Source organism: Sulfitobacter sp. HI0040 (genome assembly GCF_001634885.1).
Taxonomy (GTDB): Bacteria; Pseudomonadota; Alphaproteobacteria; order Rhodobacterales; family Rhodobacteraceae; genus Sulfitobacter.
Map to the genome: position 1 here is coordinate 26224 of NZ_LWEX01000112.1, position 22586 is coordinate 48809.

Genomic DNA, 22586 nt, shown 5'->3' on the forward strand with positions numbered 1-22586 from the left:
GACGTTTATTCTGCCTCGATACGGTCCAGCTGCCAGATGCTACGGCTGTAGATCGTTTCCGAACGGTAGTCGATGTTGTCATCGTAGGGGTAGATCACCCAGAGCGGGCCCTTGTCCCGGCGTGACATGTATTCGCCGTTTTGCTTGTAGGCGACGACTGCCCCGCCTTCGATCGCGTCCTCTCGCGGTATGGAAATGGCGTAATCGTTGATGGCGGTGGCACGGAAGCTGTCGCTCGTGGCTTCGAGCATCTCGACGAGTTCCTTCAGCTCGACCCCCACGAAGGTCTGCGGCCCTTCGGTCCAGATGGTTTCGGTCGTCACTTTGACGCTAGGGAGCGCTTCGAGCATGGCCATGTCGAAAGCCGCGCTGTCCTCTACGTTCTTTTCATGGATGTGACCTGTGACCGTCAGTACGACGTCGCCTTCGGGAGCGGGCAGATCATCCGCGCTGCCGGTTCCGGCGGCGAGGGTCAGGGCGGCGATGATGGCAACGAGCTTCTTTGTGACGTTCATTCTGGTCTCCTAGCGGTTCATGGGCCGAACGGTGCCGGCGGGTCGTGATGATCCACAGTATATATCCGGCGGGCGGATGCCCTTGCACGGAGGGATTGGAATAGGTCGACTATCCTTTGGGATAGGCAGACGGGGCATCCGGCGATATACCTCGAAAATAGCTTGTATCGGATGAACCTCGTCTCCTATCGATAGGATAGACCCGACAACCAAAGCGTGTGCGAGGCGGTTCATTCAGTCGCCATGTATTTGCCTCATTTTAAGGCTATCGGGAACGTAATTGGATTTTCGGCCCCCGTGCCGGAGACAAGAAGCCGGAGACGATGACGATGCATATCCTGCTAGCGGACGACCATGATCTTGTCAGGGACACGATCGCCGCCTTCCTTGAGGCGGACGAAGGAACCAGCGTGGCGACGGCGGAAACGCTGGATTCAGCACTGGACATCATGGAGAAGAACGGCCCGTTCGACCTTGTGCTGCTCGACTTCGAAATGCCGGGCATGAAGGGGCTGGATGGTTTCGGCCAGGCGCTCGCCCTGAACGATGGCAACCCCGTCGGCATCATATCGGGGACTGCGACGAAATCGGTCGCGGAAGACGCGTTGGCCGCAGGTGCTGCCGGTTTCCTGCCCAAGACCATGTCAGCCAAGTCGCTGATGAACGCCGTCCGCTTCATGGCCGCGGGAGAAGTCTTTGCCCCGGTCAGTTTCATGGCACAACCGGACGATGATCCGGGACACGCGTTCCAGAACCTTCTGACTGAGCGCGAACAGCAGGTGTTGATTGGCCTGACAAAGGGACAGGCCAACAAGGAAATCGCACGCGACCTCGATTTGCAGGAAGTGACGGTGAAGCTGCACGTCAAGACGCTGAGCCGGAAGCTGAATGCCAAGAACCGCACCCACGCAGCGATGATCGCGAAGGAAGCAGGCTTCATCTAACGCCGTTTCAGTACCGCATTTCAGAATGGCCGCCTTCGGGCGGCCATTTTCGTTTGCGGTAGGCAAAACCGATTCGCGGATGGACAGGGAATCGCGGGTTCGGGTCGCCGAATCCCGGGTGCGGACGGCACGGGCGGCGATCCGTTTTTCTTAATTTGCTGACAATTGAGTGGGTTAGAGGGAATTGTTTACCATCTTTCCACGTGGGGGTCCGGCGCTGAGCTCGGGCGCGAATACCCTTTGGAATAAGAGCATTCGACCTTCGTCTAACCGTTAGCAGCTATCGAAAGGTCGGCCCCGACTTTGGGCCATCCGGCTTCTGCGGACGCGCCGACGCCTACCCCGAGGAGGGAATGCCTTTCTCGGTCGATTGTCAGCAAACCTCTTCTTAGCAACTGCGCGCCAATTTGCCCGACACCGAAACAGGGCGCGTCGAAAAAGTGCCCAAAGGAGAAAATATGTCTGACAAAACACCCTTCCTCAAAGCGACCGGTCTGGCCCTTCTGCTGTCCGTCGCTTCCGCGGCGACGGCCCAGGCCGATGCGCTGCGTTCCAATTTCGACTTCCGTATCGTGGAGGTCGATACCGATGGAAACGAGATACTGGTCGAACGCGACACCGTTCGCCCCGGCGAAGCGATCCAGTACAAGATCGTACATGAGAACCTGACCGAAGACGCCCTTGGCGGTCTGGTCGTCTCCGGCCCCGTACCCGAAGGCGTCACACTGAACCTCGGCAGCGAAGCGAGCAGCCTCGATGCCAAGTTCGAAATTCAGGCGGAAATGGATCCGGACCTCGAAGGTCTGGAATGGTCCTCCCTGCCGGCGATGCGCAAGGTCGTCGATGAGGATGGAACCGTTCGTATGGAACCGGTCCCCGAAGACAGCATCGCAGCGGTCCGCTGGACCCTTCTGAACGCCCTTCCCGCGGGTGAAGCCGTGGAAAACTCTTACCGCGTCGTCGTCAACTGACCTCGGTATTCAGCCGGGGCAGGACTGCCCCATTCCTCAACCCTCGAAAAGAAATGGTGACATTAAGTGAGAATTAACACGCAACTTAAGCACGGCTGTTCAGCAGCGGCCTTGCTGGCGGTCTTCGGGACCGTCGGATATGGCGCGGCCCCGGAGGCGGGCCATGTCATCGGCAACCAGGCGGTTGCCACCTATACGAACAATGCCGGCGATACGATTACCGTGACATCGAACAAGGTCGAAACGGTTGTCCAGCAAGTCGCCGGCGTCACCCTCCTTTCGGATAATTCCGAAACCATCGCACCCGGCGGCAAGGCCTTCCTGCCACATATCGTGACCAACGACGGTAACGGGCCGGATTCCTATGACCTGACAGCGGTGGAGCGCGATACCGGCACGCTCGATACCACGCTCGTCTTCTATCCCGATGCCGACATGGACGGCGTGGCGGATTCGACAACGCCCATTACCTCCACCCCAGTTCTGGCACCGGGCGAACAGTTCGGCTTCATCATCGAAGCCACGGCCTCCACCACCCAGACGGGAACTGACCAGATCGATGTGGTCGCGACCTCCGTTCTGGACGCGACGGTTTCGGATGCCAATCTGGACGATCTGACGATTTCAACCGGCGCCATCATGGAAGTCGTGAAGTCGATGACGGTCGATCCGGCGTCGGGCACCGGCAACAACAATATCGTCGATAGCGGCGATGTCGTCACGATCACTCTGACATACTCCAGCACAGGTCTGGCCGCGGCCGACAACTACATCGTGCAGGATACGCTGGACGGACGACTTGTCTATGTCCCGAACAGCGCGACCTGGTCGGATACGACAGGCCCCCTGAGCGAGGCAAACGCCGCGAATGCAGCGGATGGTACGAACGGTGGGGGGCAAACGATCGCCTACTCCGCCGCGGGCCAGGACGTTCAGTTCATCGTCAGCCAGGTTCCCTCGGGCCGGTCGGGCAGCGTGACCTTCCAGGCAGTGGTGGCACCGGACGTTCCCTCCGGGATCATCCCGAACACCGCAACTCAGAGCGTGGATGGTACGGCCTTCCCAGATTCGAACACGGCCCAGATCACGGTGGACGAACAATACCGTCTCGAGATCGACGACACGCGCATCGCCCCCGACGGCACGCGTGACGGTACGGTCGCTTCCTCGACGGATACGGACGGAACCCCCAACGATATCGTGACGGATAACGTCGATGTATATCAGGGTGCGACGATCCCGTTCGAGTTCGTGATCTCAAACACTTCGAACGTGACGGACAGCTACACGCTGGATGTCAGCAACGTCGACTTCCCGGCCGGAACGACCTTCCGCATGGTGGCTGAAGACGGGGCGACACCGATCGTCGGGTCCGTTGGTCCGCTGGCGTCGGGTGAAAGCCGCAGGGTGACCCTGTTGGCCAAGCTGCCCACCGACGTTTCGCCCGTACCGACATCGGAATTCACCGCGAATGTGGTGGCAACCTCCGAGAACAGCGGCGCGTTCGACAGCTCGACTGCCGAATTCACCGGTCAGGTACTGGCCTCGGCCATCGACCTTGAAAACAAGGTTGTAGGCTCCGAAGGGGACGGTGCGAACCCGACCAACGGCGCGAATCCGTGGGTGACTTCGACAACCGATCCCGGCGTTGCCGTGACCTTCCCGATGAACGTCGAGAATGGCGGCACGACATCGGACAGCTTCAACCTGTCGCTGGCCCAGCCTCTGCCCACAGGATGGACCGTTGAGTTCCAGCAGCTGGATGGCACGGTCGTGTCGAATACCGGCACCATTCCGGCAGGTGGCAACCTCGACTTCAATGTCGTGATCCGTCCGCCAGAAGGTCAGGCACCCGGTGATACGCTGATCGACATCGAAGTGGCCTCTGCCGTTACCGGTCAGTCCGACCGTATCGTCAACCAGGTCACGGTGAACGAAGTCATCGACGTCGCCATCGAAGCCGATCAGGAGACTCAGGCAGCACCCGGCGGTATCGTCGACATGGTCCATATCGTGACCAACAACTCGAACATCGCCATCACCGAAGGCGCGATCTCCGAAGCTGGTCTGACCGATTTCTCGGGCGCCATCTACTGGGATGCCAACGGCAACGGCGTGATCGACAGCACCGAAGTCATCGTCGACAACTTCGATGACCTGATCGATGGCGTGGCGCCGGGAAGCAACGGCATCGCACCCGGCGATCAGATCCAGTTGATCTACCGTGTTCAGACACCGTCTTCCGCTATCCCGGGCGTGTCCGAGATCGGTACCTTGACGCTGGCGACTGCGCTGAACTCCGGTCTGGCGACCGACAGCAACACGGCGAACAACGAAGTCAGCGACCAGGTGGTCGTGGTCTCCGGTGACGTCACGCTGACCAAGCGCCAGTACATCGATCCCCTGTGCACCGGTGCGGTGGGTACTTTCACCACCAATCGGCTGGACGTGGAGCCCGGCCAGTGCATCCGCTACCAGATCGAAGCGGCCAACACGGGAACGACCAACGCGGGCAACGTCCGCATCCGGGATACGGCGCCTGCCTATTCCCTGATCGAAACCTGCGGCGGGGCGTGCAGCTACAGCGTCTACCCGGCGGAGCCTTCCTCCAGCGTGACCATGACCGGCACGACTGCGGAGAGCTTCCACAACACGGTTCTCCCGGGTGATTTCGCCCGCCTCGAGTTCACCGTGAAGGTCGCTGAGTAATCGACCCCAGTCACCCGGCCTGCGGGCCGGGTGACACCCTCTCCCCCCATTCTCCTATTATTTCGGGTATCTGTGCCATGCGTCCTTCGTCGCCAATCCTTCAACTGTGGGCCAGCGCCATCGCCGCTCTGCTGTCGATGCTGGTCGCACTGTCCCTGCTTGCCACTCCCGCCATGGCGGTCGAGGCGGGAACCCGGATCATCAACGTCGCGTCGGCACATTATTTCAACACCCGGCTCGGCATCACCGAAACCGTCCTGTCGAACCGCGTCGAAGCCGTGGTAGCCGCGGTCCCCGCGCTCGAAATAGAAGGTCATTCCGATCTGTTGCTTTCGGCAGGCAACTGGGGCGAATTCCATTTCAAGGTTTCCAACACCGGCAATGCACCCATTCTCGCCGCCTGGCGCATCGCACATGCGGGGCCCGCCGGCATGATGATGGCCACCGACCTGTTTCAGGACATGGAAGGCAACGGGCGGATCGACCGGGCCGATCCCGTGATGCTGCGTGAAAACATGCTCGATCTGCCGGTCGGTGAAACCATGCACCTTATCTACCGGTTCTCGATTTCCCCTTCCGCGCACCTCGAGGCTTCGATGGAGAGTGAACTGCTGGTCGAAGGAATCTCACCCGCGACGGATATGCCGGTGATCCATCACGGTACGGCCACCGGCAAAGTCTCGATCTCGAACCACATTCTACAATTGCGCAAGAGCGTCGAGCACGCAGAGACCGAAGATGGCATGCTGCTGTCCTATACGCTCGACCTGCACAACAACGGCAAGGAAGACATCGAGGTTTACGACGAGGTAGGCGGTTCGCCGATCCGGATTGACGGTGCGCGCGCAGCGGGCGTTCTGGTCTACGACCCGGTGCCGCTCAACACGCGGTTCGTACGGATCGACGAGAACGCCAACCTGATGGAGCTGTTCCACGTTCACGGGACGCCGCAATTCGATTTCGTCACCGCCCCGCCGGCAGACCTTGCAACCGTCGATGCCGTGGCTTTCCTGTCGCCGAAGGACTACGCCATTGGACGTATGTCGCGGGTGGGCTTCACGGTAGAAGCCCTGACATCGCGCGGCCCGGTCGATGTGTTGAACATCGCCGAAACCTATCACCTCTCCGATGAAAACGTGGCCCGGATCGGATCGAACGAAGTGGGCATGGCCCTCTTCGAAGATATGGAAATGTCCGAGGCGCTCAGCTTCATGGACCCCGCCACAGGGGCGGAGATGGAGTTTGCCGATACCGGCATGGATACGGGTCTTCGGCTCATCGCCGGTCGCTGCAATACGACGCCGGAAATCGATGTGATCGAAATCGCGGTGCGCAGCGAGCGGACCGGGGATGAAGAATTGATCCGCGCCACCGAAACAGCGCCAAACTCGGGTGAGTTCCGCTCCGCCCCCATGCCGATCGTGTCGATGCAGTCGCCGGTATCATTCGACGGGGTCATCGCTTCGGGGCAGGCCGATACGCTTCATGCCACGTCCGAATGCGCCGGGGATTCCGCCACCGGCCACCTGCAGGTCGAACCCGGCGGCTTCGTCTTCGACAGCATCACGAACGAGCCTGTTTCGCGCGCGACTGTCATGCTGATGGACATGTCGGGCCATCGCATGGCGATGGTCGAAACGGCACAGAACGGCTTCTTCAGCCTAGGCCATGCACATACCGATACCTATCGGATCGAAGTGCGCCCGCCCGCCAGCTATGAATTCCCCTCCACCCGCACGGCGTTCAGTGGTTTCGAGCGCCGGGTCGAGATGGAAGGGTCCTACGGGCATGCCTTTTCCCATACCAGCGGTCCGGTCTTCCTGATGGATGTGCCGCTCGATCCCTACTACGGGGTGCCGCTGACGTTGGAGAAATCCGTCAACAAACCGGAAGTGCAGGCCAATGAATTCGTGCTCTATACGGTCAAGGCCACCAACAACATGCGGCAATCCCTGCAGCAGGCCAAGGTTGCGGACAAGTTTCCGCGCAATGCCCTCTATATCCCCGGCTCCGCCCGGCTGGGCGGCGAAACGATTGCGGATCCGGTGCTGAACGAGGCGGGTCAGCTGGTTTTCGATATGGGGGAGATCACCCCCCTCGGTTCAAGATCACTCGAATATCTTGTGCGGTTCACGCCGACCACACAGGCCGGCAAGCGCATCAACGAGGCGGTGTTGTCGGGCTATCAGGCGGGGACCGGTCAGCACCGCGAATCCAACATCGCGCGAGCCGAAGTGCGGCTCAACCCCGAAGGTGGCGTGTTTTCCCGGCGGGCGTCGATCATGGGTTCCGTCTACCTCGACTGCAACGAAAATGGCCTGCGGGACGAGGCGGAAGAACTGGGTGTTCCCGGTGTGCGTATCGTAACGCAGGAAGGCATCAGCGTCGTCACGGACAAGGACGGGCGCTATTCGCTCTTTGGTCTGCGCCCCGTATCGCATGTGCTGGCGTTGCAGACGGAAACCCTGCCCGAAGGGGCGGAGCCGCTGGCCAGCCGTGTGGGTGACATGGGGCGCCCGGGATCGCGCATGGTCACCCTCTCCCGCGGTGCATTGCAGGCAGAAGACTTCCCCCTGATCGGATGTGAACGAGACATTCGCGGCGATGTCGTGTTGCGGCACCGCAAACTGTCCGACCGCGAGGGGAAGGATGCAAACCTGCTGTCCGACCTTCCCATCGACACGACGACACCCGATCAGCGCAGCGCCCGCAGTGAGGCAGGCCTTTCCACCGGGACCCAGATCTACCGTGGCGAGGATCTGACCCCGCCGGAGGACACTGACGGGGCAGGAGCAAGTGAGGGTACCGCGACCCTCGAAGACCTGATCCGCGACATGGAAAAGGGGTTCGATTTCATCGACCTGTCAGACGGGCAGGACGCCCCCCGTCGGACTACCAACATTCGCGTCAAAGGTCCCCTCGACCTCGCGCTCCACGTTGAAGTCAACGGGGAGCGGATCGGCTCGGGTCGTGTCGGCGAAAGCGTCATATGGGAGCGGGGCGGCATCAAGGCGATGGAACTCGTGGCCGTCAGGCTCAACCCCGGTCCCAACAGCATTCGCCTGATCGGAACCGATCCTTTTGGCATCCCCCGGCGGGAAAAGACGATCACCCTGAACGCCCCGGGCGATCCCGCGACCCTCGAAATCATCGCGCCGCCCAACGCGCCCGCCATTCAGGGTACCGTGATCCCGGTGGTCGTACGGCTGTTGGACAACCGCGGTGCCATTGCGCAGGGCTCCGCCGTCGTGACCCTTGAAGCGCGCGGTTCGGTCTGGGACGTGACGGACATTCGCGAGGAACAGCCCGGCATCCAGGCCTATGTCGACAATGGCGAAGCAACCTTCGGGCTTCTCGCTTCCCAGGCGGCGGGGCCGCAGGATATCTCTGCCAGAACCAGCTTTGACAGTGCGAAGGCCCGTATCATGCTGATCCCGGATCTGAAGAGCCGCCAGCTCGTCGGGATCATCGAAGGTTCCGTCGGGCTGAAGCGCGGCCATGACATGATCGATACCGATGCGCTGGGCCCCTTCGAGGATACGACAACCGGCCTGCGCGGCCAGCTTTATCTGAAAGGGCGGATCCGGGGTGGCGCCCTGCTGACCCTGCGCTATGGCAGCGACCGGGACGCCGACGAACGGCTCTTCCGCGATATCCGTGCCGATCAATACTACCCGGTATATGGCGACAGTTCGGAGCGCGGATTTGATGCGCAGTCTTCCTCCAACCTCTTCGTGAAGGTGGAGCGGGGGGCCTCGTACATGCTCTATGGCGATCTTGCTATCGAACCGGCGGACCCCGCCTTTGCGCTGGGCGGCTATCGCGGGCTGACCACGGGGGCCAAGGTCCACCATGAGGGGGAGCGCGTGAAGGTTTCGGTCTTTGCGGCGCGCACGGACCAGCAGTCGCGGGAGGTGGAATTTGCCGGTCGCGGTGTTTCAGGCCCCTATGATGTGAACCTTACCGACTACCGGGAAGGCAGCGAACTGGTTGAGATCCTCGTGCGGGACGAGGACTCCGGCGAGGTGTTGAGCACCCGCAAACTGCGCCGCCTCACGGATTACGTGCTCGATTATTTCCTGAACACGATCATCTTCGACGTGCCGGTGGCCCAGCAGGACGATGAAGGCAATCCCGTATCGGTGCGCATTTCCTACCAGGTGGAGGGGCGGACGGCTGAGAAATACTGGCTTTACGGCGGTCAGGTGGTCGCGGATGTAAGCGAGCGTCTGAAAGTCGGCCTGCGCAATGTGCAATCCGACGGGCGCCACGGAACGGCAGAGCGCTTCGGGGTGACATCAGCCTTTGCCGAAGCACGTATCACGCCCCGGGATACCGTGGTCGTCGAAGTGGCACAGAGCGGTGATGTCGCAGGCAACAAGGGCGAAGCGGTGCGTATCGCAGCCGAACATGTTTCGGAAAACGCCCGGGTTCACCTCGAAGCCTCCCACGCGTCGGAGTTTTTCGACATACAGAACGCCCCGACCCGGAAGGGCACAGGGCAGGCAAGGCTCAGCTATGAATATCGCCTGTCGGAACGGCATACCCTGTCAGGCAACGCGGAATACGTGATCGATAGCCTCTCAGGGCGGGAATATCTCGCGGCAGAGGTGGCCCTGCGGCGGGTCATCGACGAAACGCTCATCCGCGTGGACGGGCTGCGCTATTCGCGGGAGCTGCGCGATGTGTCGGGCGAACCGACGGAATGGGCGCTGCTGCACGGTGTCGAATGGCGCCCGATCGCGGATGGGAACCTCGAACTCGACCTCCAGTTCGAACTGCCCGTGCATGAGACCGAATTCAATGTCGGCAGCCTTCTGATCGGGGCGGATTACAGGCTGAACGAACGTATGCATGTCGTCGGCCTCGTGGAGCTGTCCTTCGGGCCGGAAGGCTCTCGGGTGGACCGCGCGGACATCGGTATGACCTACCGCATCACCGACTGGCTGGACGCGCGCAGTGGCATCGTCACCGGCGAGGCCGCAACGCGCCAACTGAAGCAGGGGTTCGACGCCGATTTTTCACTCAATGAGCGGATATCCTGGCGCTTTGGGCTGGAACACAGCTTTGACATGGGAACGAGCGGCGATGGATTGACCAGTCTTTCCCTCGGCGGAAAATGGGAATCGGAGGATGGCCTCTGGATCGCGGAAGGAACGCTGGACCAGACATGGGAAGATGACGGCTATACCGGCTTTTCCGATGTGGGGATCGCGGGCGCATTGAGCCCCGAGGTGACCTTTCTCGCCCGGAGCCGTTACGCCTATGACGCCCGCGGCGCCGGGCCGAGCCAGCGCCGGCACCGCATGCGGGTGGGGGCATCCTACCGCGCGATAGACGATTCCCGCCTGAAGGTCCTCGCATGGTACGAGAACCGCATGGAGGGGCAGTCTTTCACCACGTCGGACCATTTGTGGTCCGTGGCAGGCACCTATGACGTGAATTCCGATTTCTATGTCAACGCGAAGTACGCCGGGCAGCGCGCGTCCTACAATGTTCCCGGCAGCCTGCGGGCCAAATCACTGATGCAGTTGGTGCAGGCCGGCCTTACGTGGGAACTGCTGGCGGACCGGTTCCATGCCACGCTCAATGGGTTCCACATGTGGGATTCCGACGGCTATTCCAGTCAGGCCGTCGGGCTGGAGGCGGGCTTCGTGCTGGCGGATGGGGCGATGATCTCTGTTGGCTACAACCACGCGAAAGACGCCCTGCCTTTCGATCAGGAGCAGTTTCAGGAGGGCCTCTTCCTGCGGCTCCGGCTCAAGCTGGATGAAACCCTTTGGGGGCTGCTCGACAGGTTCCTCGGAGGCTGATGATCCGGGCACAAAGGCTCCCGGGTTATTCGCGCCAGTCGAAGAAACCCTCGCCCGCGTCTTTCAACAGACGGCGGGCGAGGTCCCGGCCCGCCTCGGCCCCGTCCTCGACCGCGCAGGTCACGGTATCGGCAATGGCTTCGGACCCATCGGGGCGCAGCACCTCGCCCCGCAGGGACAGGCGCTTGCCGTCGAGTTCGGCCAGCCCCGCAATCGGCGTTTCGCAAGACCCGTCGAGTTCGGCCAGAAAGGCCCGCTCCGCAGCAAGCCGCAGGCCCGTTTCATCGTCATGGATCGCCGCCAGCATCTCTGCCGTACGGGTGTCATCGGCGCGTCTTTCGATCCCGATGGCCCCCTGTGCCACGGCGGGCAGCATGACATCGGGGTGTATCGGGCTTTGCGGAACATCCTTCATCTGCAGACGGTTCAGCCCTGCCATGGCCAGAAATGTCGCCGCCGCGACGCCTTTTTCCAGCTTCATCAGCCGTGTTTGCAGATTGCCCCGGAATTCAACCACCTCAAGGTCGGGCCGCCGCAGTTTCAGCTGCGCCCGTCGGCGGAGGCTGGAGGTGCCGACGACCGTTCCTTCGGACAGTTGGTCGAGCGTGCTGGCCCCCGGGCAAATGAAGGCGTCCCGCACGTCTTCGCGCGGCAAATAGGTATCCAGCAACAACCCCTCGGGCTGAAGCGTGGGCATATCCTTCATCGAATGAACCGCGATGTCGATCGACCCCGAGAGCAAGGCATCCTCGATCTCGCGAGTGAAGAGCCCTTTTCCCCCGATTTCCTTCAGCGGGCGGTCGATGATGCGATCCCCGGTCGTCTTGATGACAACGATGGTGAAGGCTTCGAACGGCAGATCGAAGGCATGGGCCAGCCGGTCGCGCGTTTCATGGGCTTGGGCCAGCGCAAGCGGGGAGCCGCGTGTGCCGATGTTGAGCGGTGCGCGGGGGGAGGGGAGCTGGGACGTCATGCGCCCTTCCTAGCGGCAGGTCGTCACACTGCCAACACTTGTATCCCACCCGCCCTGCGTTACATGATGCCTCCGGACAGAAACCCCCGAAAGTTCCAGATGACATCGCAAAAAACGATCCTCCGCGCCCTCGCCGGGGAAACCCTTCCCACACCCCCGATCTGGATGATGCGCCAAGCCGGGCGCTATTTGCCGGAGTATCGCGCGACCCGGGCGCAGGCGGGCGATTTCCTGTCGCTCTGCTATAACCCCGAACTCGCGGCGGAGGTGACATTGCAGCCCATCCGGCGTTACGGTTTCGACGCGGCGATCCTGTTTGCCGATATTCTGTTGGTGCCACAGGCACTGGGGGCCGACCTTTGGTTCGTTACCGGGGAAGGCCCGCGGCTTTCTACCGTGACGGAGCAGCGGGATTTCGACGCGTTGAAGCCAGCGAGCGATATTCATGACCACCTTGCCCCGGTCTATGAAACCGTTCGCATCCTGTCGCGTGAATTGCCGGGCGAAACGACGCTGATCGGGTTCGCCGGCTCCCCCTGGACGGTGGCCACCTATATGATCGCCGGGCGCGGTACGCCCGATCAGGGGCCTGCCCATGCGCTCAAGGCAGAGAACCGCGCGTTGTTCGAAGCATTGCTGGACCGCATCACCGAAGCGACCATTGCCTATCTCTCCGCGCAGATCGACGCGGGCGCCGAAGTGGTGAAGCTCTTTGATTCATGGGCCGGTTCACTGGAGGATCAGGATTTCGCGGATTATTCCATCGCGCCCATGGCCCGCATCGTCGCGGCCCTGAAGCAGAAGCATCCCGGCGTGCCGATCATCGCCTTTCCGCGCGGCGCGGGCGAGCGGTATGAGGGGGCCCATGCCGCCATCGGCGCCGACTGCATCGCCGTGGATGACGGCGTGACGGCGGAATGGGTGGCGGATCACGTCCAGACGCGGGGGTGCGTACAGGGCAACCTCAAATCCTCCCACATGGTAACGGGGGGCGACGCGCTCGTCCGGGAAACCCGACGCATCGTCGAGGCGCTGTCAAAGGGGCCGCATATCTTCAATCTGGGTCACGGGATCACCCCGGACGCAGACCCGGAGAATGTGCAACTGATGATCGATACGGTTCGCGGCGCGCGGGCCTAGGCCCATTTCGCAAGCGGCGGAAGGCTCATCAGCACGGCATCAGGATCGTGGCCGGTTTCCAGCCCGAACTTGGTGCCGCGATCGTAAACGAGGTTGTATTCCGCATAGAGCCCGCGATGACGCAGCTGCACGTCCTTGTCGGCGTCGCTCCATTCGGTCTGACGGTGGCGTTCGACGAGCGGCAGATAGGCCGGCAGAAACGCCGATCCGACGTCACGGGTCAGCTGGAAGTCAGCCTGCCAGTCGTCGGTGTTGCGGTCGTCGTAGAAAATGCCGCCGACCCCACGGGCACGTTTGCGGTGCGGGATGTAAAAGTAATCGTCCGCCCAGGCCTTGAGCTCCCGATAGAGCGTTTCGCCATGGGGGTCGCAGGCGCGTTTCATTTCCGCATGGAAATGCCGGGTGTCCTCTTCGTATTCGATGCAGGGGTTCAGGTCGGCGCCGCCGCCGAACCACCATGCGTGGGGTGTCCAGAACATGCGGGTGTTCATGTGAACCGCCGGGACATGCGGGTTCTGCATATGCGCCACCAGCGAGATGCCGGAGGCCCAGAACCGCGGATCCTCGGCCATGCCGGGGATACCCTTGCGCGCGGCCATGGCCATCTGGGCGCGTTCGCCCAGCAGGCCGTGGACAGTGGAAATATTCACGCCCACCTTCTCGAACACGCGGCCGCCGCGCATCACGCTCATTTCGCCGCCCCCCGCGTCTGAACCGTCTTCGCTGGTTCGGTGGGTCAGGGTCACGTCGAACCGACCGACGGGCCGGTCCGACAAGGGGCCAGTGCCATGGGCATCCTCGATGTCATGGAAGGCGGCCACGATGCAGTCGCGCAATTCACGGAACCATGCAGCGGCTTCGCGCTTCTCCGTTTCGAAGTCGGGCGTCATGCGGATGTTCCCCCCGGTGTGGCGGCGGATGCGTCGTCGAAGATCAAATCCCCGTGCTCCTTCATGTAGATGTGCAGCCAGGGCGTGAATATTTCCGGGCTTTCGCGCAACTCCGCCTCCAAATCCTGTCGGGTGATCCAGCGGGTGTCCATGACTTCATCCGGGTTGGGCCGCACAGACAGGTCACGCGGGGCTTCGGCGCGGAAGACTTCGACCACTTCATGCTCTGTCAGGCCCCCGCCCACATCGGCGCGGTATTCGACGCGCCCCCGGTATTCAGGCGTGAGGCCGGTAACCCCGAGTTCCTCTTCCAACCTGCGGCACGCGCAATCGGCATCGGATTCTCCCCAGAGCGGATGGGTACAGCAGGTATTCGCCCAATATCCCGGGGTGTGGTACTTCCCCAGCGCCCGCCGCTGCAAAAGGATTGCTCCGCCAGCCAAAACGAATACCGAAACGGCCATATGCCGGAGGCCGCGTTCGTGCACCTGCAGCTTGTCCATGGGGGTCAGTTCGCCGTTGACCCAGGCGGGTATCATGCTCGTATCCATGGCCGGTTCTGTCGCACAGATTTCGGGCGCAGGGCAACTGCGCGATCACGGTGACATGAAGGCGCAGGGCGTATGAGAAGCTTTACTCGCGCCCGGTACAGGCTAATCTTTGTGCTGGAACAGATAGGAGCAGCCCGATGAAAAAACTGATGATCATGGCTCTGGGAGCTTCCGTTTCCGGCGGCGCAGCCTTTGCGGATGCGCATATGTCGGGGGACGCCGAAGCAGGAGAAGACGTCTACCGCAAATGCAAATCCTGTCACGTGGTTGTTGCGGACGACGGAATGGAGATCCAGAAGGGTGGCAGGGTCGGTCCCAACCTTTACGGTGTCTATCAGCGTCAGGCGGGTAGCCTCGAAGATTACAGCTATGGTGATTCCATCGTGGCTGCAGGCGAAGCCGGTCTGGAATGGAACGAGGAAGAGTTCGTCGCCTACGTGCAGGACCCCAAGGGGTTCCTCGCGGAATATCTCGATGACAAGAAGGCAAAATCCAAGATGTCCTTCCGGCTGCGCGATGAGCAGGACGCAAAGGATGTCTGGGCCTATCTCGTTTCTGTCGGGCCGGAGGTCGAAAAGAGCGCTGACTGATCAGCGGCGGCGGGCAGGGGGCACCGCGCTTTCCCTGCCGATCCGCCGCTCAAGCGAAAGGATGGCCCATGCCTTCCGGGCCTGAAGATACCGGTATGGAAATGGCCGATTTCCTGCCTTACCTGCTCAACCAGGCGGCGGAGCAGGTCAGCCTCGAATTTCAACGCACGTACAAAGACAAATACGGCATGTTGCGCACGGATTGGCGTGTGCTCTTTCATCTCGGGCGCTACGGCGATTTGATCGCCACCGATATTGTGCAGCGGGCGCGGATTCATAAAACGAAAGTGTCCCGCGCCGTCGTGCGCCTAGAGGCCATGCGGTTTCTGGTAAGGGACGAAGTATCGACCGACCGCAGGCAGGAAATCCTGCGGCTCACCCCCGCGGGTGAACGTGCCTATGCCGACCTGTCGCGCATCGCCGACGATTACAATCAGAAGCTCTGGCGAAACATCACCCCGTCGGAGCGGAAGCGCTTTACCGCCTTCCTTGTTTCTTTGGCGGGCATGGACCAGCGGCGGAGGGGCTGAGGCCCCCTATCCGCCCGGTGGCAAAGCCGGTCAGTAGAGGCCCTGAATTTCCAGGGGCAGCTGGCGGACGGCGCGCTGTTTCAGGATGGTCTTCGGCGGCTGGCGCACGCTGGCGGCTTTCAGCCGGTCATACCGGCTGCTGGATGCGGCCTGAATGTCATGCTTGTTGCGCAGGATCGTCGGCCGCAGGAAGACGAAAAGCGTCCTGCTGGTGTTGTTCGCGCTGCGCGACTTGAACAATTCGCCCACCACAGGGATGTCGCCCAGCCCGGGCACCTTGCTTTCGCCGCTGGTGCTATCATCGCTGATCAACCCGCCCAGCACAACGGTGCCCCGGTTGTCGGCCATGACGGTGGTATTGATTACTCGCCGGTTGGTGATCAGGTCTGCCGCCCCCTGAACGTTCGCGTTCACGAGGTTGGAAATTTCCTGTTCGATGGTCAGCTGAACGACCCCGCCCGCAGTGATGCGGGGCACCACGTTCATGGTGATCCCGACATCGCGCCGCTCGATCGTAGTGAAGGGCGTCAGCGTGTTCCCCTGGGTGGAGAAGTTGCCGGTGCGGAACGGCACGTTCTGGCCCACGACGATGGTGGCGGGTTCGTTATCCAGCGTGGTGACAGACGGGGTGGACAGCAACCGGGCGCGTGTCGATTGCGACAGGGCCTGTACCAGCAGCCCGAATTCGTTGCTGGAGGCACCCAGCGTTCCACCCGTGGACAGGGCGGAGCCTGCGGGTACCCCCACGGCGGCGAGGATGGCGCTGATCGGTGTGCCGCCCCCGTTGCTGAAGGAGGTCGCGGCGATACCGCCCACGGGCAAGTTCTGGCCAAGCCCGAGTTGCGTGCCGAGCCGTTCCGCCACATCGCCGGAGACTTCGACGATCGCCGCTTCGATCATCACCTGTGGTCGGCGGACGTCGAGCGCCTTGATGAGGCTGCCGATTTCCTGAACCTGACGCGCGGTCCCGCGCACGATGATTGAGTTTGTTTCCACAGAGGCCGTGATCGTGACCGCATCGGGTTCCACCACACGGTCGAGCGGCACGAACCGCGATGCGGCCTCGGCTTCTGCACCTTCAGCCGCTACGGGCGCTGCGCCCACATCCTGCGCCACAGCGTTGGTGATGTCCGTCGCGTCGCCCACGGTTCCCTTGACGATCTCCGTGATGACTGCCGCGTCACCGTATTGCAGGTTGAACACGGTGGTAGAGACCGCCACGCGGGGATCGTTTGGCGGCGCCACATCCAGCGCGATGGCCAGATCGCGAATTTCGCCGATGTCGCTCGGCGTGCCGCGTACCAGAAGAAGGTTGGAGTTCGGATCGACCGACAGGCGCGCGCCCGTACCGGCCGGGCCCAGCACATCGAGGATCGCATTGCCCACCGCCGCTGCTTCCGCGCTGCGGAAACGAATGACCTCCGAGCGGACAGTGGCGTCGCCGTCGAAGGACAGGGCGATGGCCTTGATCCTGTCCACGTTGGCCCGCGTATCGGTAATGACGATGGCGTTGGGGTCATCGATTGCTTCGATATAGCCTGCTTCGGCAACCAGCGGGCGCAGGACGCGCACCGCTTCTTCCGATGGCAGCCGTGTCAGGCGCAGCATTTCCGTCACCACGTCCTGACTGCCTGCGAAAGGCGTCTCCGCGATGGTGGGGCCGCTGACCGTACGCGCTTCGGCTTCGGGTACGACCTGCCAGATCGTGCCCGCCTGCACGGCGATGAAGCCACGCACCTTCAGGATCGACTGGAAAAGCGACCAGACGCCTTCCTTGTCCAGCGCCTCGGCGGATACCACTGTCACATCGCCCGTGAGCCCGGGATCGAGCACCAGCGTCCGGCCCGTAATCTCGGAAATCTGTTCGACCAGAACGGAAATTTCTGCGTCCCGCAGGTTGATGACGAAGGTTTCATCCGATTGCGCCCGTGCCGGAAGCGTCAGCGCGACCGTCAGGATCAGGGCGATCAGACTATGCCAGAAAACCCTCATTGGAGGGGAAACGACATGACGATGGTTTTGCCGTTCCTCTCGACCTCGATACGCGCGATGCCCGAGGCCGCAACCGAATCGTAAAGCGCACGATCCTGTTCCACGTTACCTACTGCCTGACCATTGACCGTCGTCACCACATCGCCCGCCTGCAATCCTGCACGGCTTACACCCGTGTCATGTTCGTCGGCGATCCTATAGCCGTTGTCGGTCGGAACCAATCCTATTGTGTCCAGAACCTCGGCGGGGTTGGCCCTGATGCGTTCGCGCCACATGTCGATAAACCCCCGGGTAGAGGTCGGGCGGCTCTTCTGTGCGGCGTCCACCTGCTCACTGATGGAGGGGCCATCGGCCGTCACCATCAGGGCGGCCAGCCGTTCCGCGCCGGTCAGAACCTTGGGCGTGTCCTCGTCGAACTCCTCGCCCGCGAAGGCCAATTTGCGGCTTTCGCCCTTAACGTCCAGCATCACGTGGGACTGCGCGACGGACAGAAGCGTGACGTCTTCCGCTACGGTATCACCGGTACGATAGTTGGCCTCTTCCCCGGAAACGGAGATCAAGGCGAGCGACCGGGCGGGATCATCCCTCACAATGACGCCGAGCAGAACAAGATCCAGCGGGATCGCCTCCGCCGTTTCTTCAGCGGCGGGGGCCACTTGGGTGGAGCCGAATGGTGCGAGGGCGAGGGTATCGGCAAGGTCGATCGGCTCGGCGTCCTGTGTCGCCTGGACCGGCAGCGCGACCGGGGGCGGCTCGATCTCGTGATGGCCGCCCAGATGCCATGTGAGCGGAGCGGCCCCCGCCGCCACCGAGCCCGTGGCAAGGATCAGGATCAGCCAGCGGAAAAAGCGAAAATCCTCACGGTTTGTCATATGGCCCCACCCGCATCGATATATCCGTCGAGCACGAAGAAAACGGTATCATCCCGGCGCAGCCGCGCCCGCAGGGTCACGCGGCGCAGGTCGGGATCCGCTGTTTCAGCGGTTTCGGTGTCTACGGTAAAGGTCCGCCCAAGCATGTCGATATCATCGCTTTCCGCGCCGCTCATGCCCAATCGCAATGCCGTGAGCTTGTATTCAGCCGCCCATTTCGCCGCCATCCGGTCGGATACGTCCGAAATGCGCGCGGTATGCCCTTCGGTCGCGCTGAGCAGGGAGACCGCCCCAAGGGCCAAAACCGCCATCGCGACGAGCGCTTCGATCAGGGTGAACCCTGCCTCGGGATCGCGGGTTTGGGTCATTCCGCCGGGACCCTTCGGGCCGAAATACCGTCGAACGCAAGTTGTACGGCCTCTCCGCCATCGCCCTGCAGGCGCAGGATCGCTTCTTCGCCCGAGGTCGGGCGCATGTCTGCACTGATGACGATTTGGCCCCTGTTCCGGTTCTGCCCCTCGCTCAATCGCAGCGGATCGGGCAAGGCGTGTGTGCGCTGCAGAACGCCCGTTTCGGGCAGTTGCCATTCGCCTTTCGTCAGCATCCGGAAGGCATAGCGATCCGGCCCCCAGATGAAGGCCATGGGCCGACCTGCCAGCGCCACGTCATCGGCGGCGATATGCAGGCGCGCGGAAAGCAGTTCGGCTTCGCGCAGCAGGGTATCCTGCCGGCCGGTGCTGTTGACTGCAAGGCCCACGGCACCCCCCATGACTCCGATCAGCACAAGCACGACGAGAACCTCCACCAGCGTGACGCCGGCGGATGGATCACGCCGCGTTGTCAATTGGAGACCTGCCGCGCGCCATGCACGATATCGGCGTTCACACCATCGCCCCCCGGGGCCCCATCAGCGCCCAGCGAAACGAGGTCGAACGGTCCCGTATCCCCGGGGGAGCGATAGAGATAGGCGTTGCCCCACGGATCGAGCGGTACGGACTGCAGATAGCCCCCCGCGACCCAGTTGCGCGGCTCGGGCGGGGCGGTGGGGCGTTCGGCCAGCGCCGCCAACCCTTGGGCGGTTGTCGGATAGGATTGATTGTCGAGGCGGTAAAGCTCCAGCGCGCTGCCGATGGCGCGGATGTCGGTTTGCGCGACGGTGGCGCGGGCTTCATCCGGGCGGCCGATCACGTTGGGCACGATGATCGCGGCGACAAGCGCGATGATGACGAGCACCACCATCATTTCGATCAATGTCACCCCCGCGTCGGGCACGCGCTTCCTGCGCCGCATCCAGCGGTTGCGGAGGGCCTTTAAAAGCGCTGGCGGCATGAAACTGTTTTCCTTCTGCTTTCGTGCGTGTGAGGATAGTATCGCGATTACGAGACCGAGGAAAAGGCAATAGTTCGTGATTAATCAAGGCACTATCGCAGCCGATACCGCCCCGGGGCGGCCTGGCGCGGTATCTGCCGACGGGCCCGCGCAGGGGCGGCTGCCGCTTGCGCCTGCCGCATCGCTTCTGAAACATCGCGCGCGGGAACTGGCGCGCCTTCGCCGGACCCAGCCGGAGGTGATCGCATCCGAACATGTCGGTGCCCATGCCGTAGATCTGCCAAAGTCCGGCGCGCGCCAGCGGGAGGCATTGCTGACCTACGCCGTCGAAGACCGGATTGCAGCCCCCATCGATTCCGTCCGGGTGGCGCAGGGGCCGGGGCCCGCCGGTCCTGGGGGGGAGGTCGTTGCCCTGGTATGCGAGCGCGCTCTGCTGAACGAATTGGCACAGAGCGCGCCAGATGCGTCTGTCTTGCCCGAATTCCTGCTGATTCCCCGCCCCGCCGCAGAACCGGGGCGCGTGGCGTGGTCCGTCTGGCGCGAAGGTGAGCGGGCGGTGGTACGCTCCTCCGACGGGACGGGCTTTGCCGCGCCGCTTCCGCTTCTTGAGCTGTTGTGGGCCAAGGCTGGCCGACCGGACGTCCTGTCGCTCGCCATGGCGTTGCCGGAAAGTTACGCGGCGCGGGATCTGTCAGACAATCCGCCGCCTGCCGATCCCGCCGATCTGGCGTTCTCATTCTCTCGCGGTCGGCGGGCACAGGGCGGCGCCTTGCGGATCGCGGGCTATGCCGCGCTGCTGGCGGCGGTGGCCGTGCTGGCGCAGCTTGCCATTCTCGCCAATGATACGCTGGCGCTGAGGGATCTGGTCGAACGCTCCAAGCTCGCCGCCCAGACGGCGGCGGAACAGCGGCTGCCCGGGGTCGTGGTAACGGAAGACGTCGATCCCCTGCTCGCCCGGCTGGCACCCCGCCCGCAGCGCGAAGCCCGGGGGGATTTCCTGCCCCTGCTGGATGAAGTGGCGGGCACGCTCGCCACATCCGAGATCCCGCTGGAGTTTCGCAGAATGTCATGGGGCGCGGAGGACGGCGCGCTGGTGGTGCTGATCCAGACCCGCGCGTTGGATGATCTTCAGGCCATTCAACAGGTACTGGAATCTGCGGGTTTCACCGTGCGCAGCGGTGCGGCAAACGCCAGTGACGGCGGCGCCGAGGCCGAGTTGCGCATCGCGCGGAGGGGCACATGAAAGCGTGGTTCGATAGGCTGACCCCGCGGGAAAAGGTGCTGCTGGGGGCGGTGCTACCGCTGATTGCCGCGGTCGCGCTTTACCAGTTCGCATGGGTCCCGCTGACGGAGTTGCGCAATGCACAGCGCGCGCAGATCGCGGCCTATCAGCTGGTGGCCGAAACCGCTGCGCTGTCGGACGTCGATATCGTGCAGAGCGCGCCGCAGAACGACACACCCATCGCCACGCGGATCACCGGTTCCGCCGACGCGGCCGGGCTGCCCCTCAGACGGATCGAATCCGAAGGCGCGGGCATGCGCGTCTTGCTCGACGATGTGCCTTTCGCCGGGCTGATGCTCTGGCTGGCTGAACTGGAAACCGCGCAGGGGGTCACCGCACGCGCGGTGGAGATCGACCGCCGCCCCGCCCCCGGCATGGTTTCCGCCCGTCTGTTGCTGGAGCCGGTGTCATGAACGAAGTGAAGACAGTCGCGCCCCGTCTGGCTTATGGGTTCGCGCAGGCCAACGGCGTCATCCTGCTGCATGAAGAGCGCGGCCTGCGGTGCGCCTATCGCGCCGATGCTCCCCCCGAAGCCCTGCTGGAAGCGCAGCGCGTCGCGGCGGGCAAAGTCACCTATGAAGAGGTCCCGCCGGGGGACTTCGAAGCCGCGCTGGGGACGCTCTACCGCGATTCAGCGTCCGAGGCGGCGCGGGTGGCGGCGGACGCGGACGACGATCTGGCGGCGCTGGCCGATACCGCTGCCTCGGTGGACGATCTGCTGGCCCAGAACGACGATGCGCCGGTGGTGCGTCTGATCAACGCGCTGTTGCTGGAAGCGGTCAAGGAGGGTGCCTCCGACGTCCATATCGAAACCGAGGAACGGCGCCTTTCGGTACGCTTCCGCATCGATGGTGTCCTGCGTGAAGTGATCAGCCCGAAGCGTGCGTTGGCCCCCCTGCTAGTCAGCCGGATCAAGGTGATGGGCAAGCTCGACATTGCGGAAAAGCGCATGCCGCAGGATGGGCGGGTTTCGCTGCGGGTCGGCGGCTACGAGTTGGATGTGCGGATTTCGTCCATCCCGAGCCAGTTCGGCGAACGGATCGTGCTGCGCCTGCTCGATCGCGGGCAGACCCTGCGCGGTATAGATCACCTCGGCCTGTCGGAGCGGGACAATGCCGCGCTCAAACGTATTCTGGCCCGGCCCGATGGCATGGTGCTGGTGACGGGGCCGACCGGCTCCGGCAAGACGACGACGCTTTATGCCGGGTTGGACATGCTGAATGACCGGCAGCGCAATATCATGACCGTCGAGGATCCGATCGAATACACGATGGACGGCGTCGGCCAGATGCAGGTGAACCCCAAGACCGATCTGTCGTTTGCCCGGGGCCTTCGCGCCATTCTGCGGCAGGACCCGGACGTTATCATGGTGGGCGAAATCCGGGACCGGGAAACGGCGCAGATCGCCGTCGAAAGCGCGATGACCGGGCATTTGCTGATCTCCACCCTGCATACCAATACCGCCGTGGGCGCCGTCGCGCGGCT

19 protein-coding genes are annotated in these 22586 nt (G+C 62.8%); 10 read left to right on the forward strand and 9 right to left on the reverse strand.

The window, feature by feature from the left end; translation table 11 throughout:
• Positions 1 to 5: 5 nt before the first annotated feature.
• A complete protein-coding gene (locus A3728_RS08300; RefSeq protein WP_067922041.1) occupies positions 6 to 515 on the reverse strand; it encodes an oxidoreductase in 510 nt (169 codons plus the stop codon).
• Positions 516 to 844: 329 nt separating this feature from the next.
• Here A3728_RS08300 and A3728_RS08305 point away from each other — a divergent pair, with 329 nt between their 5' ends.
• The 4 genes from A3728_RS08305 (at position 845) to A3728_RS08320 (ending at position 10952) form a co-directional block, all read left to right on the forward strand.
• Positions 845 to 1459 carry a response regulator transcription factor gene (locus A3728_RS08305; RefSeq protein WP_201722304.1) on the forward strand — a complete coding sequence of 205 codons (615 nt, stop codon included), beginning with the start codon at positions 845 to 847 and terminating at the stop codon, positions 1457 to 1459.
• 458 nt (positions 1460 to 1917) lie between these two features.
• Positions 1918 to 2430, forward strand: coding sequence for a DUF11 domain-containing protein (locus A3728_RS08310; protein ID WP_067922045.1), 513 nt, complete (start codon positions 1918 to 1920; stop codon positions 2428 to 2430).
• A gap of 66 nt (positions 2431 to 2496) precedes the next feature.
• The gene (locus A3728_RS08315) at positions 2497 to 5139 is read left to right on the forward strand and encodes an NEW3 domain-containing protein (RefSeq protein WP_150120693.1); all 2643 of its coding nucleotides are present in this window, start codon (positions 2497 to 2499) and stop codon (positions 5137 to 5139) included.
• A 77-nt stretch (positions 5140 to 5216) separates the two neighbouring features.
• Entirely contained in the window at positions 5217 to 10952 is a 5736-nt protein-coding gene (locus A3728_RS08320) for a DUF11 domain-containing protein (protein WP_067922047.1), read from the forward strand.
• A gap of 25 nt (positions 10953 to 10977) precedes the next feature.
• Here A3728_RS08320 and hemC read toward each other — a convergent pair whose 3' ends face one another.
• Positions 10978 to 11925: a hydroxymethylbilane synthase gene (gene hemC, locus A3728_RS08325; RefSeq protein WP_067922049.1), complete on the reverse strand. Its 948-nt coding sequence runs from the start codon at positions 11923 to 11925 to the stop codon at positions 10978 to 10980.
• A 99-nt stretch (positions 11926 to 12024) separates the two neighbouring features.
• Between hemC and hemE the strand changes: the two genes are divergently transcribed.
• Complete coding sequence (gene hemE, locus A3728_RS08330) at positions 12025 to 13065, forward strand: uroporphyrinogen decarboxylase (RefSeq protein ID WP_067922052.1); 1041 nt, start codon at positions 12025 to 12027, stop codon at positions 13063 to 13065.
• Here hemE and hemF read toward each other — a convergent pair.
• Together hemF and idi are read right to left on the reverse strand one after the other, a co-directional pair.
• The gene (gene hemF, locus A3728_RS08335) at positions 13062 to 13955 is read right to left on the reverse strand and encodes an oxygen-dependent coproporphyrinogen oxidase (protein ID WP_067922055.1); all 894 of its coding nucleotides are present in this window, start codon (positions 13953 to 13955) and stop codon (positions 13062 to 13064) included. The two genes, hemE and hemF, sit on opposite strands and share 4 nt — an antisense overlap.
• On the reverse strand, positions 13952 to 14494 hold the full coding sequence (idi, locus tag A3728_RS08340) for an isopentenyl-diphosphate Delta-isomerase (protein ID WP_443069105.1): 543 nt from the start codon (positions 14492 to 14494) through the stop codon (positions 13952 to 13954). The genes hemF and idi overlap by 4 nt, the downstream gene beginning before the upstream one ends.
• Positions 14495 to 14643: 149 nt before the next feature.
• On the opposite strand from idi, the gene A3728_RS08345 reads away from it, so the two are divergent.
• Both A3728_RS08345 and A3728_RS08350 read left to right on the forward strand, forming a co-directional pair.
• The gene (locus tag A3728_RS08345; RefSeq protein WP_067922061.1) at positions 14644 to 15096 is read left to right on the forward strand and encodes a c-type cytochrome; all 453 of its coding nucleotides are present in this window, start codon (positions 14644 to 14646) and stop codon (positions 15094 to 15096) included.
• A gap of 95 nt (positions 15097 to 15191) precedes the next feature.
• On the forward strand, positions 15192 to 15626 hold the full coding sequence (locus tag A3728_RS08350; protein WP_150120694.1) for a MarR family winged helix-turn-helix transcriptional regulator: 435 nt from the start codon (positions 15192 to 15194) through the stop codon (positions 15624 to 15626).
• Between the two features lie 30 nt (positions 15627 to 15656).
• Here A3728_RS08350 and gspD read toward each other — a convergent pair whose 3' ends face one another.
• The 5 genes from gspD to gspG are packed head-to-tail and all read right to left on the reverse strand — an operon-like array spanning position 15657 to position 19819.
• Positions 15657 to 17618, reverse strand: a complete 1962-nt coding sequence (gene gspD, locus A3728_RS08355) for a type II secretion system secretin GspD (RefSeq protein ID WP_067922067.1) — start codon at positions 17616 to 17618, stop codon at positions 15657 to 15659.
• A complete protein-coding gene (locus A3728_RS08360) occupies positions 17615 to 18490 on the reverse strand; it encodes a type II secretion system protein N (protein ID WP_067922069.1) in 876 nt (291 codons plus the stop codon). The genes gspD and A3728_RS08360 overlap by 4 nt, the downstream gene beginning before the upstream one ends.
• Complete coding sequence (gene gspI, locus A3728_RS23030) at positions 18487 to 18858, reverse strand: type II secretion system minor pseudopilin GspI (protein WP_067922071.1); 372 nt, start codon at positions 18856 to 18858, stop codon at positions 18487 to 18489. The genes A3728_RS08360 and gspI overlap by 4 nt, the downstream gene beginning before the upstream one ends.
• The gene (locus tag A3728_RS08370; RefSeq protein ID WP_067922074.1) at positions 18855 to 19334 is read right to left on the reverse strand and encodes a prepilin-type N-terminal cleavage/methylation domain-containing protein; all 480 of its coding nucleotides are present in this window, start codon (positions 19332 to 19334) and stop codon (positions 18855 to 18857) included. The genes gspI and A3728_RS08370 overlap by 4 nt, the downstream gene beginning before the upstream one ends.
• On the reverse strand, positions 19331 to 19819 hold the full coding sequence (gene gspG, locus A3728_RS08375) for a type II secretion system major pseudopilin GspG (protein ID WP_150120695.1): 489 nt from the start codon (positions 19817 to 19819) through the stop codon (positions 19331 to 19333). Before gspG ends, A3728_RS08370 begins: the two co-directional genes overlap by 4 nt.
• 76 nt (positions 19820 to 19895) lie before the next feature.
• On the opposite strand from gspG, the gene gspL reads away from it, so the two are divergent.
• From gspL to A3728_RS08390, 3 genes are all read left to right on the forward strand, one after another.
• Positions 19896 to 21062, forward strand: a complete 1167-nt coding sequence (gspL, locus tag A3728_RS08380; RefSeq protein WP_067922076.1) for a type II secretion system protein GspL — start codon at positions 19896 to 19898, stop codon at positions 21060 to 21062.
• A complete protein-coding gene (gene gspM, locus A3728_RS08385) occupies positions 21059 to 21514 on the forward strand; it encodes a type II secretion system protein GspM (protein WP_067922078.1) in 456 nt (151 codons plus the stop codon). The genes gspL and gspM overlap by 4 nt, the downstream gene beginning before the upstream one ends.
• Positions 21511 to 22586, forward strand: a 1076-nt coding sequence (locus tag A3728_RS08390) for a GspE/PulE family protein (RefSeq protein ID WP_067922080.1), incomplete at its 3' end; no start/stop codon positions are given. The genes gspM and A3728_RS08390, both read left to right, overlap by 4 nt.